16 protein-coding genes and 2 pseudogenes are annotated in these 17041 nt (G+C 39.4%); 6 read left to right on the forward strand and 12 right to left on the reverse strand.

Annotation, left to right across the window (positions count from 1 at the left end):
• Positions 1 to 88: 88 nt before the first annotated feature.
• From BGC07_RS11515 to BGC07_RS11540, 7 genes are all read right to left on the reverse strand, one after another.
• Positions 89 to 280, reverse strand: a complete 192-nt coding sequence (locus BGC07_RS11515) for a hypothetical protein (protein WP_069313231.1) — start codon at positions 278 to 280, stop codon at positions 89 to 91.
• Positions 280 to 516 (reverse strand): hypothetical protein, encoded by a 237-nt coding sequence (locus BGC07_RS11520; protein ID WP_069313232.1) that lies wholly within the window; start codon positions 514 to 516, stop codon positions 280 to 282. Before BGC07_RS11520 ends, BGC07_RS11515 begins: the two co-directional genes overlap by 1 nt.
• Positions 517 to 528: 12 nt before the next feature.
• Positions 529 to 906 carry a tetratricopeptide repeat protein gene (locus BGC07_RS11525; protein WP_069313233.1) on the reverse strand — a complete coding sequence of 126 codons (378 nt, stop codon included), beginning with the start codon at positions 904 to 906 and terminating at the stop codon, positions 529 to 531.
• A gap of 236 nt (positions 907 to 1142) precedes the next feature.
• Positions 1143 to 1295 carry a CBU_0585 family protein gene (locus BGC07_RS21025; RefSeq protein ID WP_162272290.1) on the reverse strand — a complete coding sequence of 51 codons (153 nt, stop codon included), beginning with the start codon at positions 1293 to 1295 and terminating at the stop codon, positions 1143 to 1145.
• Positions 1296 to 1365: 70 nt separating this feature from the next.
• Positions 1366 to 2757 (reverse strand): L-serine ammonia-lyase, encoded by a 1392-nt coding sequence (locus BGC07_RS11530; RefSeq protein WP_069313234.1) that lies wholly within the window; start codon positions 2755 to 2757, stop codon positions 1366 to 1368.
• 102 nt (positions 2758 to 2859) lie between these two features.
• The gene (rsmD, locus tag BGC07_RS11535) at positions 2860 to 3444 is read right to left on the reverse strand and encodes a 16S rRNA (guanine(966)-N(2))-methyltransferase RsmD (protein ID WP_069313235.1); all 585 of its coding nucleotides are present in this window, start codon (positions 3442 to 3444) and stop codon (positions 2860 to 2862) included.
• Between the two features lie 133 nt (positions 3445 to 3577).
• Positions 3578 to 3883: a hypothetical protein gene (locus BGC07_RS11540; protein WP_069313236.1), complete on the reverse strand. Its 306-nt coding sequence runs from the start codon at positions 3881 to 3883 to the stop codon at positions 3578 to 3580.
• Positions 3884 to 4373: 490 nt separating this feature from the next.
• Here BGC07_RS11540 and BGC07_RS11545 point away from each other — a divergent pair, with 490 nt between their 5' ends.
• The 3 genes from BGC07_RS11545 (at position 4374) to yjjX (ending at position 6666) form a co-directional block, all read left to right on the forward strand.
• On the forward strand, positions 4374 to 5060 hold the full coding sequence (locus BGC07_RS11545; RefSeq protein ID WP_069313237.1) for a hypothetical protein: 687 nt from the start codon (positions 4374 to 4376) through the stop codon (positions 5058 to 5060).
• A gap of 303 nt (positions 5061 to 5363) precedes the next feature.
• On the forward strand, positions 5364 to 6041 hold the full coding sequence (locus BGC07_RS11550; protein ID WP_069313238.1) for a hypothetical protein: 678 nt from the start codon (positions 5364 to 5366) through the stop codon (positions 6039 to 6041).
• Positions 6042 to 6129: 88 nt separating this feature from the next.
• Positions 6130 to 6666, forward strand: a complete 537-nt coding sequence (gene yjjX, locus BGC07_RS11555) for an inosine/xanthosine triphosphatase (protein ID WP_069313239.1) — start codon at positions 6130 to 6132, stop codon at positions 6664 to 6666.
• Here the strand turns inward: yjjX and BGC07_RS11560 are convergent, their stop codons facing one another.
• The 3 genes from BGC07_RS11560 to BGC07_RS11570 form a co-directional block, all read right to left on the reverse strand.
• Positions 6667 to 7335 carry a fumarylacetoacetate hydrolase family protein gene (locus BGC07_RS11560; protein ID WP_069313240.1) on the reverse strand — a complete coding sequence of 223 codons (669 nt, stop codon included), beginning with the start codon at positions 7333 to 7335 and terminating at the stop codon, positions 6667 to 6669. It abuts the gene before it with no gap.
• Between the two features lie 72 nt (positions 7336 to 7407).
• Positions 7408 to 8373: a chemotaxis protein gene (locus BGC07_RS11565; RefSeq protein WP_069313241.1), complete on the reverse strand. Its 966-nt coding sequence runs from the start codon at positions 8371 to 8373 to the stop codon at positions 7408 to 7410.
• 253 nt (positions 8374 to 8626) lie between these two features.
• Positions 8627 to 9046, reverse strand: coding sequence for a hypothetical protein (locus BGC07_RS11570; RefSeq protein ID WP_069313242.1), 420 nt, complete (start codon positions 9044 to 9046; stop codon positions 8627 to 8629).
• Positions 9047 to 9254: 208 nt separating this feature from the next.
• Here BGC07_RS11570 and BGC07_RS11575 point away from each other — a divergent pair.
• Both BGC07_RS11575 and tdh read left to right on the forward strand, forming a co-directional pair.
• Positions 9255 to 10458: pseudogene (locus BGC07_RS11575) on the forward strand (glycine C-acetyltransferase).
• A gap of 111 nt (positions 10459 to 10569) precedes the next feature.
• Positions 10570 to 11597 (forward strand): annotated as a pseudogene (tdh, locus tag BGC07_RS11580) (L-threonine 3-dehydrogenase).
• Between the two features lie 344 nt (positions 11598 to 11941).
• On the opposite strand, the gene BGC07_RS11585 reads toward tdh, so the two are convergent.
• On the reverse strand, positions 11942 to 14161 hold the full coding sequence (locus BGC07_RS11585) for a coiled-coil domain-containing protein (RefSeq protein WP_139121683.1): 2220 nt from the start codon (positions 14159 to 14161) through the stop codon (positions 11942 to 11944).
• On the reverse strand, positions 14112 to 15212 hold the full coding sequence (locus BGC07_RS11590) for a hypothetical protein (protein ID WP_069313244.1): 1101 nt from the start codon (positions 15210 to 15212) through the stop codon (positions 14112 to 14114). Before BGC07_RS11590 ends, BGC07_RS11585 begins: the two co-directional genes overlap by 50 nt.
• A gap of 1152 nt (positions 15213 to 16364) precedes the next feature.
• Here BGC07_RS11590 and BGC07_RS19475 point away from each other — a divergent pair.
• Positions 16365 to 16985, forward strand: coding sequence for a type IVB secretion system apparatus protein IcmL/DotI (locus tag BGC07_RS19475; protein WP_235603122.1), 621 nt, complete (start codon positions 16365 to 16367; stop codon positions 16983 to 16985).
• The last annotated feature ends 56 nt before the right edge of the window (positions 16986 to 17041 follow it).

A 17041-nucleotide genomic window follows, 5' to 3' on the forward strand; every position in this document is an offset into this window, starting at 1 on the left:
AAAATTGAATAGGGTTAATTGACTAAAATATAACAACCTAAAAATAACGCGCTAGATAGATAATAGGGGATAATGAGAAGAAGGGAGCCTATTTGCTAGGCTCAGATTTCATTGCATCGAGCAAGGCTAAGCCTTCTTCATAATAGTTCATAAAAGAGTCATGATGACTGTGTAGACTTTGCTCATCGAGTGTCTTTGCATTTGCTGTCGCTAGAGATTTTCTGACCTCAGTGAGCTGGTTGTTAATTTTTTCAAACGGGTCGTTATTATTCGAAGACATTATGATTTGAAATCCTCATGCTCATAAACTTGTCCCTTAATCTTTTGATTGGGAGCGTGGGCTGTTTTTTGTGGGAAAAAGCGCTTTTTTATCCAAGCAACAACGAAAAGTACGCATGCGATCACTAAACCCCAAAATAACACGTAGGCGAAAAATACGATGCTTACAAGAAAGAAAGCAATCAGTACGCCAGCACCGACAAAGGGTAATAATTTTTTTAGCGCTGAGTTGAACATTAATTTAATCTCCTAATAGCGATCTTGGCTAAGTTCTGCTGCCATACGAAACCATTGTGCGGCCTTTTTATCACTCTGGGTGACACCGTGACCTTCATAGTATGCCCAACCGCGTTCTAGGGGGCGAGCATTAAATGAGTTAGGATGTACAGCGGAAAGATACCATTTGGCGGCTTTTTTCTCATCTTGCTGGACACCTTTGCCAAACTCATACATAAATCCGACCTCAAGGCGTGCGTTAAGGTTCCCGGCTCTTGCGAGTGGCACAGCATCTTTAAAGGCCTGTTTGAATTGACCTGCTTGAAACTCATGATTGACAGTGGCGAAGTCTGCTGCGAACGTATGCGCAGATAAACCTGCGATCAAGAGTAAAACTGTTAATCTTAACAATGAGTTAAATCCTCATGATGGCGCTGATTTTAAAGAAAGCAACGGCAAGCCCTTTTATCATAACGCAAAATGAGCAAATTATCACTCCCTGTAAGGGCTTGTCAAATTTTGCCAAAAGCCTAGAAAGTTATTTGAAGAAGGTCACTCAGCGGTTACCGAGCGACTTTCTGTTTGAATATTGAAATTATTTTAATGTGTTAAAGGGGTCGGGCCTTTTATGTTTAAATAGGGCCAAGTTATTTCGACATTTTCTCAGTAATTCGCGCTGCTTTTTCGATCTCTTGACGCTGGGCTTCTGTTTTTGGATTATTTTCAGACATGCTATTAAGAAGCTTTGTGATATCACTAACGTAGCTGCGCTGGAGTTTGTTATTTGCTTTCGCTTTCATGAGTTTTGCCTTCTTTGAAATTCGCTGACCTAAGGGTAAGCGAATTTCGGTGAATCTGCAATTTTTAGCTTTAGCATTCAGGGAGATTGACGGCGAGACCGCCCTGAGAGGTTTCTTTATAGGTCGACATCATGTCTTTGCCGGTTTGAAGCATGGTCTTAATTACTTTATCGAGAGAAACCTTGTGCTCACCATCTCCCAACATGGCTAAGCGTGCGGCAGCAATAGCCTGTGTGGCTCCCATGACATTGCGTTCTATGCAGGGAATTTGCACTAAGCCTTCAATGGGATCACAGGTGAGACCCAGATGATGCTCCATGCCTATCTCGGCTGCATTTTCAACTTGCTCAACGGTTGCACCTAGTGCGGCGGCAAAGCCTGCGGCGGCCATAGAGCAGGCAACACCGACTTCTCCTTGACAACCGACCTCAGCGGCTGAAATCGAGGCACCTTTCTTATATAAAATACCGATAGCCGCAGCGGTTAAGATAAAGTCTATAAGCCCTTGCTCTGAGGCTTCTTTTTCAAAATTAAGATAATATTTAATCGTCGCAGGGATCGTTCCTGCTGCGCCATTGGTCGGTGCAGTGACGACGCGTCCTGCCGCCGCATTTTCTTCATTGACAGCAATAGAGTATTGAGCGAGCCAACTCATTGGGTCATAGCCGCGACCACTGTCCTGCTGTTCTTTTAGCTTTTTGTAGAGTTCTGGCGCGCGACGTTTAACGTCCAGACCTCCGGGCAATATACCCGTTGCGGTGGTACCGGCAGCTATGGAAGCATCCATCACCTGCCACAGTTCGAGGATGCCCGCTTTGATTTGTTCATCGCTGCGCCATGCGCGTTCATTGGCCCACATAAGTTCGGCAATGGTTTTATTATGTTTTTTACATAATGTCAGCAGTTGTTTGGCGGAGCTGAATAAATAAGGCAGGTTCGGGCCTTTATTTATTTGCGCTTGTTTATTTTTGTTTGAGTTGTCTTGATGGAAGCTTTCTAGATCAGAGATAAAGCCACCACCGATAGAAAAATAAGTTTTTTCAATGAGTTTGTTGCCTTGTTGATCAAAGGCGTCAAAGCGCATGCCATTGGCGTGCTCGGGGAGAAACTCATCAAAATGAAAAATCAGCTGCTCATTGATATCAAACGGAATTTGTTTTTTCCCGGCTAAATTTAAGGTTTTTTGAGTAATAATGTCATAGAGGCGAGGCTCGACAATGGCAGGATCAATCGACTCAGGTAGATAGCCTTCTAAGCCCATAAGGGTGGCTTTATCGGTGGCGTGGCCTTTGCCTGTCATGGCGAGCGAGCCATAAAGGTGAGCTTCTAAGGTCGCGATATTGTTAAATTGCTCATCGCTTAGTTCTTCTAGAAAGGCATGGGCTGCGCGCATTGGGCCGACGGTATGAGAACTCGACGGACCTATCCCTATGGAAAATAAATCAAATAAACTCACCGGCATAACTGCATTATCCTATGTTATCGTTGTAATTTTTATGACTTTAAAATTAACACTATTGTTCATCTGCAATAGTGTGAAAGCAAGCTGCGCTGCACTACTCCATCATGCAGCAGGTTGGTAGCGCAAGAGCTGGTAAGCGACATCACCACTTTTCTTACGGCGTAAAGCCTCAAACTCTAAAATGAGCTTGCTCTCTAGTTGATAGCCCACTTCGGACTCTATATAAACATAAGACCCGGCGTGAATCCAATGATTGCATCGCAATTTGTCTAAACAGCTTGGGATTAGGTTTTGATTAAAAGGAGGGTCTAGAAAAACAAGGTCATAGGGAGATGCATTCGCTTTGGAAAGTAGGGTGAAGCTATCCGCACATTGGATGGTGCTGTGAGCGGTAAGGCCGAGTGTAGCAAGCTGTTGCTGTAAGTTCGCTGCTAGTGGCTTTTGTTGCTCCCAGGCGGTGAGGTGAGTTGCGCCGCGTGATAATGCTTCGATGCCTAAGATGCCTGAACCTGCAAAAACATCCAAGCAGCGCGCATCGATAATATCGTTCATTAGCCAATTGAAAAGAGTTTCACGAATGCGATCAGGGCTAGGGCGCACACCAGGCAGGGTTGGAAATGTGATTTTGCGGCCACGGTGTTTACCGCTGATGACGCGGACACTGCCGATATTAGGCTGTTTCTTCATGTTGTTATAATAGTACTTTAATTTAAAGCACTAGTATGCCATGAATTTAATGTTGGATTAAGTGAATAAGCAAAAACCTGAGTAATATTACCACTCAGGCTAAATTGCTTATTAAATCTTGTGAGCTTGCGAGTCAATTTGCTTGCTGAGTAGCACCATCGTTACTGTCGTTAGCATAAGTTTGGTTTTTATCATTACTATTGTTATCCGCATTTGAATAAGCAACAGTTTTTGCTTGGTCTGTGGCGTGGTCAGAGTTAGTTTGATATTGATTTTGCTGGTCATCACCTTGACTGTTTTGATTACTATAGCTCACTGTTTGTTTGTGTGATGACTGTGGTTTATCTGCGTTTGAGCTAGCATAGGCACTTAAACTGCCTAGAGTTAAGGCTAATGTTGTTGCTGCGAGTGTTGCTTTGATGAGTGTAGACTTTTTCATGGAGACTTACCTCTGTGGTTGTTAGTGAGTACAGTTCTAGTTATACGGCAGCTGGATTAACTGTGATTTAGTGCTTAGTAAAGGCTAAGTTAAAGTTTGATTACTGTAAAATTAAGTGGAATATAGAGATCATTTTTATTTTTAATTAATTTAAGTATAAGTTTAAAATATTAATATTTTTTATTTATTTGTGAGTTTATATATAGAAAATAATTAGTCAAATAAAAATATTATCTTTATTTTAATGTTTTATGTTGTGGTTTTAATTATGTTAGGTGGTTTTATTAAACTTTATAAAAAGTACCAATAAAAACCTCAGCAATAGTATGTTGCTTCTAAGGGAAATATTGGCGAAAGTGCTTTATAAAATAATTGCATAAATAATTTATATATTTTTACATATAATTCTTATGTCGTTTGATATATATCTAGTAACTAGATAACGCTTGTTTATATACAGCTCAATGAGATTTTGCCTAAGGAGAGGGCCATGAAATACAAAAGTAACTTTATTAGCAAAATGTCAAATGCTGAAAATGAAAATGAAGTTTTCGACTTGTTAGATGATTTGAAGGTAAAGAGAACTAATTACTATGGTACTGTTATGGGTACACTTCGAAAAATGATTTCTGATGGTGATTTCAAAGAGTTTGATGTGTCACTTAAAGCTGTCTGCAAGTATCAATCTAACTTTAGTACGGTGCACAGAGATGATTTGGAAGAGATGGCGATGATAGGAATGATGTTTGCTTTTAAAGCAGGAGAATATAAATATGAATTTTTTTGCCTCTGTTTTAAATCACCCAAGGCAGCATTGCTTGATTTTTTAGATAAAAGTAATGACTGTACTCATTTTTCAGATACTGATTTTATGCACCTTGCTGATGCAATTATTTCTCAGAAAGATTTATTAAAAAACTCTGCTGTTTTAAAAGTTAGTTTTGATAAATGTAGCCCTGAATTTATAAAAAAAATGGATAAATATTTAAAAGAACGAAAAGGGCAGGTTGGTGCAGTGGACAAATGGCTTAAATTAGGCATAGACCTTAATGAAGTTGTAAAGGAATATCTATGGCTAAAACCTTGTATCACACCATTTTATGAAACGATGAAGAAAAATAGTAAAGAGGTATCTTCTAAAGTTGATAATAATGTTAATGCTATGTTAGAGAATTAATGTTAACAGAAAATTATTCGTTAATTGGTTATTTTTTACTGATTAAAACAAGTCAATCACTATTTTGTAGGGGTGGCATTAAATCGCTATTTAGCCCCTTTTAAAGAAGCTATCTTGGGACTCTATTAAAATTTATCATATGTCGCTTTGTTTGATTCTAGTTATACTTGCTACGATGAGATTAAATTTTTGTAGGTAATTAAATGATTGCATAGATATTATTTATAATTTTCAATTATATTTTTTCTTGTTTTAGTATATAACTGTATTTGCATGTTTATTTTTATAGTCTATGGAGGGAATATGAAATATAAAAGCAGTTTTTTTGATGAGTTGGAAAATGCTGAGAATTCTGACCAAGTGCTTGAGCTATTAAAGGAATTAAATGCAAAAGAGCAAGGTGAAGGTGTTATTGTTGATACATTACATGAAATGCTTGAAGATGGTGATCTTAAAGAGTTTGATGCTGCTTTTAGAGCTGTCTATAAATTTGTCGGGGAGTACTCTATGGTATACCTCGATGATTTACAGACTATCGCCATGAATGGCATGATAGAGGTGTATAAAACTTGTGAGTATGATTATGATTTTTTAAGCCTCGTTTATCAAACTCCCAAACATGCGCTGAGAGCTTTCTTAGATCCACAGGATATGTGGCAGCAGGTGGGTGATAAAGATTTTATGCATCTTGCTGATGCTATTATTTCTCAACCTGGTCTTTTAAATGACTCTAGTATTTCTAAAATGAGCCTTGATGACTGTAGTGATGAGTTTATGGAGAAAATGAGCAATTACTTGCTCCAGAGAAAAGGAAAAAATGGCGCTATTGATAAGTGGTTAAAATTGGTGCTGGGTGGCGCAAGCAAAGATTTAGGAAAAATAGTTAAGCAGTATTTATGGAAAAGCCCTTGTGTTACGCCATTTTATAATAATTTAAAGGATGATCGAAAGCGAATAGGCTCTGAACTTAGCAATAACTAATTAACAGTTAAAAACTTTATTTTTTTCATGCTGCTTTGATAAATATGCTAGAATCAATTTGTCTTAGATAACAGCGTGCTAGAAATAAATGAAAAAAGATCTCGTTAAAGTGATTGTCGGTTCGCAAAACCCTGTAAAAATCAATGCGGTTAAAGCTGTAATGATTGAATTATATCCTGAAAGCATCATAGCTTGTGAAGGACTGCATGCACCTTCGCAGGTCGCTGATCAGCCGATGACGGAAGATGAAACGCGTATTGGGGCGATCAACCGGGTTAACTTTTGTAAAGAGCAAGTTGAGGCTGATTTCTATGTGGCGATGGAAGGAGGGGTTGATTGTTTTGAATATGGCCCTGCGACTTTTGCCTATGTGGTTATTGCCAATCAAGAAGGTCGATCGATCGGCCGCAGTGCTAATTTGCCATTGCCAAAAGTGATTTACCAGGCGTTAATTGCTGGTGAAGAATTAGGGCATGTGATGGATCGGTTGTTTAATACGAAAAATATTAAACAACAAGGCGGAGCAATTGGCTTGTTAACCAATGGGCATGCGAGCAGGGAAAGCTGCTATATAGAGGCTTTAACCCTTGCAATGGCTCCTGTCTTACACGAAGAACTGTATTAGTTATAACATCACTGTGGCGGTGTCACTAAAGCGATAATCATTTAAGCTAAAATCAAGCCTATCTCCTGGATTGAGTGGCCCAACACCGGCAGGCGTCCCTGTGAGTAGTACATCACCTGGCTCTAACGTGAAAAAGCGACTGGCTTCGGTAATGAGCTTGGGGATGGCTGTAATCATTTGCTGTGTAAAGCCATGCTGACGTAGTTCATTATTGATAGACAGTTTAAATTCGATATTATCGAGTTGCTTTATTTCTTGGCTGTGAATAAAAGGGCTAAGTACACAAGAACCATCGAATGCCTTGGCTTTTTCCCAAGGGTGCCCCTTTTCTTTCAGTTGGCTTTGTAAATCGCGCAAGGTTAAATCAATGGCGAGGCCGTAATAAAATTGATTTAACTGGATATCCTGAGGCTTTGCTTTGGAAATTGTCTGGGTTATTAATAGAGCTAGCTCTAACTCATAATGGCAAGCGCCGTATTCTTTAGGCCACTGTATTGGCGTTGTTAGATTAATAATCGAGGATGCTGGCTTGATAAAAAGTAGAGGAGAGGTTGGGATGGTATTTTTAAGCTCGCGAATATGGTCGACGTAGTTGCGACCGACACAAACAACTTTACCTGGAGGAAAGTCTAATATTTGTTGATGGATATCGGTATGTTGGTATTTCATCAAAGCGCTTCCTGACTGGTAGTATGTTAATAAATAATATCAGGAGAGTATACCACTAAAGGTATAATACTGTTATTTATTTGCGGCTTTGTTGATGCGTACTTGAATCTGTTCTTTGACAGTATCGTAAATTTTTTGAGGGTTAATTTTACCAACAAACTCATTACAACCGACTTCTTTCGAGTCAGCCTCATTAAAAACGCTGGTAATGGAAGTGTTGAGCATGATAAAAAGATTCTTTAAACCTGGATGTTCACGACATTTTTTTATGAGTGAATAGCCATCCATTTCAGGCATCTCAACATCAGAAATCAGCATTAAATATTTACGACTGACATCGCCGGCGGTACGAGGAATGTCATGCTCTAGAATGTCCAAGGCATGTTGTCCATCGTCAGTCATAATAACGTTAACACCAATTTGGTCAAGAGTGCGCTTAACGTGACGGCGAGCAAGTGTTGAATCATCGGCGACTAACACCGTGTATTTATGGGCAACTTTTTTAATGATCTCGTCCAAATCATCGACACTGTCGACATTAAAATCCGCTTCCATATCATTAATATCACCGAGGACGCGTTCAACATCAAGGAGCTCAACCAAGCGATCTTCGACTTGTGATAAGCCTTTAGCCACGCCAGTAATATAATGGTCTCGTCCTGTTGCAGGGGGTGGGGGAACGATACTTTCCCAAGAGGCGTTAACAATATGCTCTACCCCATAAACAACTAAACCTTGAACGCTGCGGTTGTATTCGGTAATTATCAGTACCTTATCATCAAGGTCATAGGTATATTCATCATTTACGGCTTTGTTGAGGTCGATGACAGGCATGGTTGTGCCACGAATGCTGGTTGCGCCAATAACCGACTCATGTGAATTTGGCAGCTGGGTGAGTGAGGGGACGTTAATGACCTCGCGGATCTTAAAAACATTAATGCCAAATAGTTGATCATCAAGGTGAAATAGTAATATTTCTAAACGGTTACGACCAACGAGTTGTGTTCTAGCATCAACACTTGCGAGTATATCTGGCATAGCAGGCCCTCCCCAATAACAGAAGTATAGAAGCTATTTGTATAATTGGGCGTTTAACAGGCGGTGTAACGGATTAATGTATTGTTATGTATAAATAACATGATTTACATTTTCATTGAACTAACAGTGAGTTAGTTTATTTATAGTGTTTTTATATAGAATCTATTGTATAGAATTATTATATTGATTTAATTGAATGTTATAAATGAAAAGGGCAAATAACGCCCCTAAGATAAGAGGCGCGAAGCTTTACTTATTGATCATTCTGAATTTTGAAATTTTTCTTGCACCAAATAGCATCACTTGAAGTGCCAACAAATTTTAATTCTCCAACTCCGTTATATCTCCTAAATATGGGAGCTTTTTCTTGGATATATAGCCTAAACTTACGTGTACCAACACGAGCTAAGTATAGGTTTTGAGCATCTTTGCCTGTGCTCACAGTAACGACATGAGTATTACTTTTATCACCAGAGATGATTTGGCATGTATAGAGACCATAAGATTTCCTGCTAGCACTAATTTCAAAGTAAGCCATGCCATTAGACATTGTGCATTGTTGACCGACTTGGCATTGAGTTCCTTGAAGCGGGGGTGGAGTATCGGACGCGATGGAGGCTGTTGCAATCGCACACCCTGTTAATGTCATTGCTAGAAGTCTGATTAGTTTCATTGTGTTCTCCTCTTTAAATTTCAGCGTCAATCTAGCGTTTAATGGGAGAGGGATCTATAGCAACTTAGCTTATTGATTTTCAGTTGTGTGTAAGTTTGGCTAGCAGTGATGGGACATGGTAAATTAATTCGTTTGTAATGTATGATGACAAATGCCACATATTTCGTTATGGTGAGCGAAGATTTTATAGGATTTAGGAAAAGCAATGATAGAAGCCAAGTTTTTACAAAATTTATCGAAAGAAATAGAAACACTGAAAGAAACAGGCTATTACAAGCCAGAGCGTGTGATCAATAGTCAGCAAAGCTCAGATATCAGTATTACTACGGGCCAAAAAGTGGTGAATTTCTGTGCGAATAACTACTTGGGCTTAGCTAATCATCCAGGATTGATCAAAGCAGGGCAAGATGCATTAGCTCAGCACGGCTATGGCATGGCCTCTGTTCGTTTTATTTGCGGCACACAAACGGTACATAAGGACTTAGAGCAAGAAATTGCGAAGTTTTTAAACAAAGAAGACTCTATCCTTTATTCTTCATGCTTTGATGCGAACGCGGGTCTTTTTGAAACGGTATTAGGTCCTGAAGATGCCATCATCAGCGACGAGTTAAACCATGCGAGTATCATCGATGGTGTGCGTCTGTGTAAAGCAGCACGTTTTCGTTATAAAAACAATGATATGCAAGATTTAGAAAAGCAATTACAAGCCGCCGATGAGAAAGGCGCTAAAGTTAAGATGATTGCAACTGACGGTGTTTTCTCTATGGATGGCATTATTGCAAACTTGCAAGGTATTTGTGATTTAGCTGAGAAGTACAATGCGATTGTCATGGTTGATGACTCTCATGCCGTTGGCTTTATGGGGGAGAATGGTGCAGGCACGCCTGAGCATTGTGGTGTGGTTGATCGTGTCGATATTATCACAGGAACCTTGGGTAAAGCACTCGGTGGTGCATCAGGGGGCTACACTGCGGGTCAAAAAAGAAGTGATCGAATGGCTGCGTCAGCGCTCGCGCCCTTATCTATTCTCTAATGCCTTAGCGCCTGTGATTAGCTCAGCTTCTGTTGATGTCTTAAAGCTATTACAAAGCCCAGAGGGTAAACAGCGTTTGGCAACCTTACGTGAGAACAGTCAACGTTTTAGAGCCGGCATGCAAGAGCAAGGCTTTGACTTGATTCCAGGTGAGCACCCGATTATTCCGGTGATGCTTTATGATGCGAAATTGGCCAGCGATATTGCGCAAGAATTACTCAGTGAAGGCATTTATGTGATCGCTTTTTCTTTCCCTGTGGTGCCTAAAGGCAAAGCACGGATTCGTACACAGATGTCAGCGGCGCACACACCTGAGCAAATTGATCATGCGATTGAAGCTTTTGGTCGTGCTGGGCGTAAATTTGGCGCGATTAAGTAGTAAAAATGCCTTGTGTGAATATATTAAAATAATAATCAGCATTAATTAATGGTGTGATGGTTAAGATTAATTAGGGCTTTTTAGCCCTAATTTTTTGAGAGGGTGATACTGATGAAAGCACTTGCGAAAATGAAGCCGGAGACTGGTTTGTGGATGGTGGATATTGATCGACCTGACGTCGGTCACAATGATGTTTTAATTGAAAATTTAAAAAAAACAGCAATTTGTGGGACAGATATTCATATTTATAACTGGGACCACTGGGCTAGCCAGACGATTCCTGTGCCGATGCATGTGGGCCATGAATATGTCGGTGAAATTGTCGAAGTTGGCAGTGAAGTTCAGGGTTTTGAGGTGGGTGATCGTGTTTCAGGAGAAGGCCATATTACCTGTGGGCATTGTCGTAATTGTCGTGCCGGTCGCCGTCATTTGTGTCGTAATACCGTCGGTGTTGGCGTAAATAGAGCGGGGCTTTTGCAGAATATCTGGCGATTCCAGCCGTTAATGCCTTTAAATTACCGGATGAAATCAGCGATGATGTCGCAGCGATTTTTGATCCGTATGGGAATGCGACTCATACCGCCTTATCCTTTGAGATGGTTGGTGAAGATGTTTTAATCACAGGGGCTGGGCCTATTGGAGTGATGGCAGCGGCCATTGCGCGTCATGTCGGCGCTCGTCATGTTGTGATTACCGATGTGAACGACTATCGCCTAGACTTAGCCCAAAAGATGGGGGCAACACGCATTGTTAATGTTGCGCGTGAGTCATTAGCCGAAGTCATGAAAGAGCTGAAAATGACTGAAGGCTTTGATGTCGGCCTGGAAATGTCAGGTAATGGTCAGGCTTTTGGTCAGATGTTAGAAGCGATGAATCATGGCGGGCGGATTGCATTGCTCGGTATTCCTCCAGGGGAGATGGCGATTGATTGGAATCATGTCATCTTTAAAGGTCTCCATATTAAGGGCATTTATGGCCGCGAAATGTTTGAAACCTGGTATAAAATGACCAGCATGCTGCAAAGTGGTTTAGATTTAAGCCCAGTTATTACTCACCACTTTCATATTGATGATTTCCAACAAGGTTTTGATGCGATGTTATCCGGCCAGACGGGTAAAGTCATCTTGGATTGGAGTTGATTACAGATTAATTGATTTTTTCCAGCCCAAATAGAAAGCTGTTTGGGCTGGAGTGCAAGGCTGCAAAGAGCAGTTCTCGATTACATATTTAGTTCGCCGTTATAAGGATTATTAGACGAGTTGCGATTTGCAGAATCAAGAAATACAGTGGTCGGGCTAAGGCTATTAGGGCTTTTTGTGGAACCAGGTTGGTACACAGGAAAGCTTATTTTTTTGACTGTGGCTGCTTTTTGCCTGTTGAATTACATGTGATATGGATTTATTATTTTCATCATAAAGAGTTAATAATAGAATGAAAATATGGCTGTTTTGATAACAACCATATTTAAGAGTGTCGGTCAAAGCTAAAGAGATGCTTCTCGAGCATGGCCAGATGACGGCTGATCAGCTGCCGCAAATTCAGCATAAAAGAGATTGCCTTTATCATTACCGCTTCTTAGGTTTGCGCTTTCGATCCGGCTTGATTCTAAGTATTTAGCCTCTATCTTTAAAAAGCCTTTTAGAATATCATTTTTAAAATCGATTTTTCCTGTCCCTGGAATAACTGTTCGAATATTTGGGTATTTTTCTTCATTATTTATAAGTTCTATCATTTTATGGCCGGTATTAGTTTCTTTCTTCCGCCCTCTCCCACTTCTATTTTGACAGGCTATTCCTAGGGCTGATTTCAAATACTTTTTGAATTGGTCGTCACTCATTTTTGTCTTGTTGTGGGCTTTTAGTTGATCTACTAGATCCCTCAGATATTTTCTTTTATTTTCAGAGCCTTCTTTAGCTTCTACTTCTTTCAGAGTAGTTTCTATAATTTTAATAAGGTTCCTGGTTCTTGTTATGTTATCGATGGGGTCTGTTAGAACACTATCTACTTCGACAGAGCTACCTCCTTTGGCTCGAAAGGTTAGGTGGCTTTCTTTACTTGTTGCCTCCTGAGATTGATCTTGAGAGGGTGGGGGTGGGTTCATAGCAGCAATTTGAGCTTGCAAGTCTCTAATGGTTGCGCGTGCATCCTCTAAGTCACGAGTTAGCGTTACAACCTGTTCACGCATGTCATCTAATTTTTCTTGAACTTCTCTTAGCCTTGCATTGGCCAAATCAACCTGGACTGAAGCTTTTGCGATAAGACCTGTTACTTCTTCCGAATTGTGTTTATGATGTTCTGCTGCTTTCTCAAGCTCCTTTTTAAGGAAATCTAAAAAATCTACTTGTTCTTTGTGGAGCTGGACCATTCTCTGAGAGAACTTGTCAAATTTTGCTTGATCTGGAACACTTCGTGCTAGCTCATATAATTCATCAACAATAGAGGCATTGTCTTTTTCTATTTTCTGAGACCGGCCGATCACCATCTGTTTGAGTTTTTCAAAGTTTTCAGCTACTGTGCCACTTGATGTCTCATGAGATATTCTTGCCGCTTCTAGTTCGGCTTGAGAGGCATCTAGACTTTCACTGATTGCAGCAACTTTTGCTTCTAATTCATCAATCCTTTCTTGTAGGTCTTCAGCCTTAGCTACATGAGCAGCTGCTTTCCGTTGAAGTCCCTCAACTGTTACTTCGTTGGCTCTTGCAGCGACTCTATATTGATGATTTTCTTCTTTTACTCTATTTAATTCCTCTAGTAGTTGTGAGACTGTTACACTTCCTTGTTGAGTTTCTTCTACTTGCGCGGCATAGAGTCTGGCTGTTCTCAAAAAATCCTCTGCATGATGCCTTGTGTCAGAATGCTGTTCAGGGTTATCTTCTCCTATCCAATCTCTGTCACCTGCAGAAACAGCCGCAGAAGATTCACGTTCCTGATCACCTGGACCTACAACCGGGAGATCGAAAGGGTTTGTAGATTGTGGTCTCTTTGTTGATAATTCCTGTGCAACTCGTGGAATAAACTCTTCTGCAATACCTCGTAATCGTACTAAGTCATCACTACTACGGACATTAAATTGGAGTCTTGAATCTTCATCAGTGAGTAAATCCGCAAACATCTGCATTGCGAGTGCTTTAAACTCTTCGGCATTGTAGCGGTCTGCCAAGTCTTGTAGTTTTCCTGATAAATCTCTATTTATTCCGTCATAATTTGGATTTCTGCTGTATTTGAACTCAGGCAGTGCGCCTTCATCAATAAAGGGGTATTTTTTAGCAACCTCATCAACTTGTTGATTCATTTTTTCAACAGTCTGTTCTGACCTAGCACGCGCTTGTTGAAACTCACTCATTTTTCTATACTTTTGAACACTACGATACGCTTCGTCTAAACCTTCTTTAGCTGTCTTGACATCAGTGGCCATATCATAGGCTGGTTGCGTCTTACGACTTTTTCTTCTATTGTGTTCAAGGTGCATGATTAGAGGCGAAGCTTCTTCATTATATATTCGATCAGCTTCTTTTTTAAGTTGCTCCATTACTAGATAGAATCTTTCTAATATTGTTTTTGTTGTTAGAGAACTCGTAAGGGAAAATGGTGCTGCAGTCGCTGCTGTTTCTGCACGTATATGTGCGTACATTGCACGGGATAGCTTAACCATTTCATTTGTAATTTGAGACAATTTCACCATGGCTGCATAGCCAGCAGCCATTTTTTTTGCGTTCCTCATAGGTGAGATCTTTGCTTGTAACTTTACCCAGTTCACTGTCATATGAAACTGTATTAGCGGGATTGTCTTTAAATGCCGAGTACCTTGCCAATCGACTTATTTCTTCCTCAGTTGGGTTAAAAAAGTCGCACGTACTAGGAGTACCTTCGTCATGTAATATACGTGCAGCTTCTCTAAGTGGAGGTAGAAAGTGACATGTATATTGACCACTCTCTGGTGGTATCAAGATGGCCGGCTCATCTCGATTCCACCAATGCTTTTCTTTTGTTACCCTTTCACGAAGTGCATTTTCACTTATAAGTGATTGAGGGGCAGTCCCAACAAGTGGGTGAAGTTTAAAGGGAGTGACGCCCATTACCCCTAGGCGCATAGCACTGTCCGCAAGCATTCTGGAGGCAGACTCTAAGCTTTCAAAATCGTCATCTGAACCTGCAGATTGGCCTTTAGCCTTAAGTATCTGTCGCAGATTTACTTTCTTGGGATCCTCATCTTTCTCTGTTGGCAGTATGTCTGCAACTTGCTTCATGTAAGATCCTCTGCTGTTTGCACCGCTGCTTGTAGCAAATGAGTCACAAAAGTCGGCAAGAGCGTCCAGTTTCTTTATATCGGCAGCAGTTCCTTTTAGGTTCACGAGGCCGTTTGGAGATACTATTATATATAGCAAGTAAGATACCATCTTATCTATGGTATCTCCTTTTGAATCACGACTATCAGCATATCTACGTAAGGTTTCAGAGAGTTCGTATAACCTTCTACTATAGAGATCTTTATATCGAAGGGCTTCGAAACTAAAACTCTCTAGTTCTCGAGGAATGTGTATTTCATCCTTGCTTTCTCCTTCGAGCTTAAAGGGAGCAGGAAACCCAACTTTGCCTAGTGTTTGATTAAAAATACCCAGAAGCTCTTCTGCGACTGCAGCCTCAGCTGCATCTATCCCTGATTTAATATATGCCGCCACGCCCATTACCAGCCCTGTAGCAGCAAGCGCGATAGCAGCATCTTGTTGTCTAGCGTCAGAAAATAACTTACCCATAGCGTATCTCTCTATAACTATAAAATGGTTCTTCTTTATATAAATAGAGCATTTATGTAATAAAATAATAATAAAAAAACAAATAAAATTTTTGATTATTTGTTAAGGATGTTAAAATTTATTCGTAGAGTGCGCTATGCAGCTGTAGACAGAGTACCACGACTTTATGCTAATTTCATGATGTAACTTTATTTATGTGATAATTTCGTTGAAAATAGCTGATAATATCATAATAAAATTCGGTATAAAAGTTGCACATTCTTATAATTTATTTAAATATAATTTTTAATACTAATTAATATTAAAATAAACGCTATATAATTCTTAAAGCCAATCTCTGAAGATCTGATTTCCTGAAGCTTGCTTCGTCTGCGTTAGATTATAAAGGTGAGTGAAAGCAGTTTGATAGATAAAAGCTACAATGTTTTAATCTGAATTTATCATGTCGTTTTCCCACCAAAATATTGACGTGTAGTTTTTAATAATGAGGTTGATAGCTACTTGAACAATCTTTGTCTAGAAATAGAAAAATGCTGTAAAATAAACTTGTTAAAGATTGATTGAGATGATGATCATGTGCATTTTTGACGTAATCGGTGCTAATTTTGCTAGCACCGTTGGAAAGCGCGAAGATGAAAAGATCTTAAAAAATTATGTTTGTAACCAAAGATGTTGCATCTTTACATCAGGGGCAGTTAAGACTGCTGTAGTTTGAGTTTAGCGCGTTAGATACCTCATAACTTGATACGAGGAGTATCATTATTGATCTATAAAAATTACTTTTTATTCAAGCAAGTTATAAGTATCATTACCTTTAATGATTGGTATTTCAAATAATTATAATGCTCCGTGTTTGTCATCCCCCCGAAGGCAGAATCTAGGTGGAAACACTGTAAAATTTATGCTTTCACAGGAATGCCGTATCATATAGATTTTATTGACTTAATTGTCTTTTACTATTAGAGCTCGTAACTATTTAAATAAACCAGCCGCGTAAGATTATTTACGTTAATTTAACATAAGGTAGCAATTTGATGATAAATTGTAAGTAACATCCCTTTATTCCTATCAGTATGCTGGGAACGTGATTAGCAAATGATCTTATTCTCTATTGTTATAAAGCATAGTCTAGGCTCATTAAGGAGTAGTAACTTGAGTTCACAGGCACTAAATCAGGTAAAACTTAGAAATGATTTTTACCGAGATAATTTTAGAAGAGTGGCTTTAACGTTATTGATTTCAATAATGATCAATTTGGTGATATTGATATTTTTAATTGTTTCAATTAATACTAAACCTAAGCCGAGTTATTTTGCTGTAACTGATAGTGGCCGCCTGATTAAACTACAATCACTCTCTAACCCGGTTGAAAATGATGCTTATGTTATTAATTGGCTCTCTAATGCCGTTGTTAATATTAATACATTAGATTTTTTAAATTATAGAAATCAAACTGAAGGGAAAAGAAAATACTTTACTCAATACGGTTGGAATCAATATTTAAAAGCATTTAAAGTGATTATTGAGAAAGTAAAGAATGATCAATATATTTCTAGGGCAACTGTTGCTGATGCGCCAGTCGTTATTCAAAAGGGAATTGTAAATGGGGCGTATAGTTGGCGCTTGCAGGTGCCGATTATTATCACCTATCAAAAAGGTGATTCAAAAGATACACAAAATGTAATATGGACGGTATTAATCCAGCGTAGTAATGAATCTAAAGATAGTTTGTTGGGAATTTCTCAAATTGTCCAGCAAAAAGGTGGCAATTAATATGAATCATGAAACGACTCTAGATAGAGTAATGAGTTTGTATGATGGTTATAACT

The sequence above is a fragment of the Piscirickettsia litoralis genome, from assembly GCF_001720395.1.
GTDB lineage: Bacteria > Pseudomonadota > Gammaproteobacteria > Piscirickettsiales > Piscirickettsiaceae > Piscirickettsia > Piscirickettsia litoralis.

Coding starts and splice junctions, on each gene's coding strand:
- BGC07_RS11560 (WP_069313240.1), bottom strand. CDS start 7,335: ATGAAATACCAACATACCGATATCCATCAACAAATATTAGACTTTCCT.
- BGC07_RS11520 (WP_069313232.1), bottom strand. CDS start 516: ATGTTCAACTCAGCGCTAAAAAAATTATTACCCTTTGTCGGTGCTGGC.
- BGC07_RS11570 (WP_069313242.1), bottom strand. CDS start 9,046: ATGAAACTAATCAGACTTCTAGCAATGACATTAACAGGGTGTGCGATT.
- BGC07_RS11530 (WP_069313234.1), bottom strand. CDS start 2,757: ATGCCGGTGAGTTTATTTGATTTATTTTCCATAGGGATAGGTCCGTCG.
- BGC07_RS11590 (WP_069313244.1), bottom strand. CDS start 15,212: ATGGGTAAGTTATTTTCTGACGCTAGACAACAAGATGCTGCTATCGCG.
- yjjX (WP_069313239.1), top strand. CDS start 6,130: ATGAAAAAAGATCTCGTTAAAGTGATTGTCGGTTCGCAAAACCCTGTA.
- BGC07_RS11550 (WP_069313238.1), top strand. CDS start 5,364: ATGAAATATAAAAGCAGTTTTTTTGATGAGTTGGAAAATGCTGAGAAT.
- BGC07_RS11515 (WP_069313231.1), bottom strand. CDS start 280: ATGTCTTCGAATAATAACGACCCGTTTGAAAAAATTAACAACCAGCTC.
- BGC07_RS11565 (WP_069313241.1), bottom strand. CDS start 8,373: ATGCCAGATATACTCGCAAGTGTTGATGCTAGAACACAACTCGTTGGT.
- BGC07_RS11585 (WP_139121683.1), bottom strand. CDS start 14,161: ATGGCTGCTGGCTATGCAGCCATGGTGAAATTGTCTCAAATTACAAAT.
- BGC07_RS21025 (WP_162272290.1), bottom strand. CDS start 1,295: ATGAAAGCGAAAGCAAATAACAAACTCCAGCGCAGCTACGTTAGTGAT.
- BGC07_RS11540 (WP_069313236.1), bottom strand. CDS start 3,883: ATGAAAAAGTCTACACTCATCAAAGCAACACTCGCAGCAACAACATTA.
- BGC07_RS11545 (WP_069313237.1), top strand. CDS start 4,374: ATGAAATACAAAAGTAACTTTATTAGCAAAATGTCAAATGCTGAAAAT.
- rsmD (WP_069313235.1), bottom strand. CDS start 3,444: ATGAAGAAACAGCCTAATATCGGCAGTGTCCGCGTCATCAGCGGTAAA.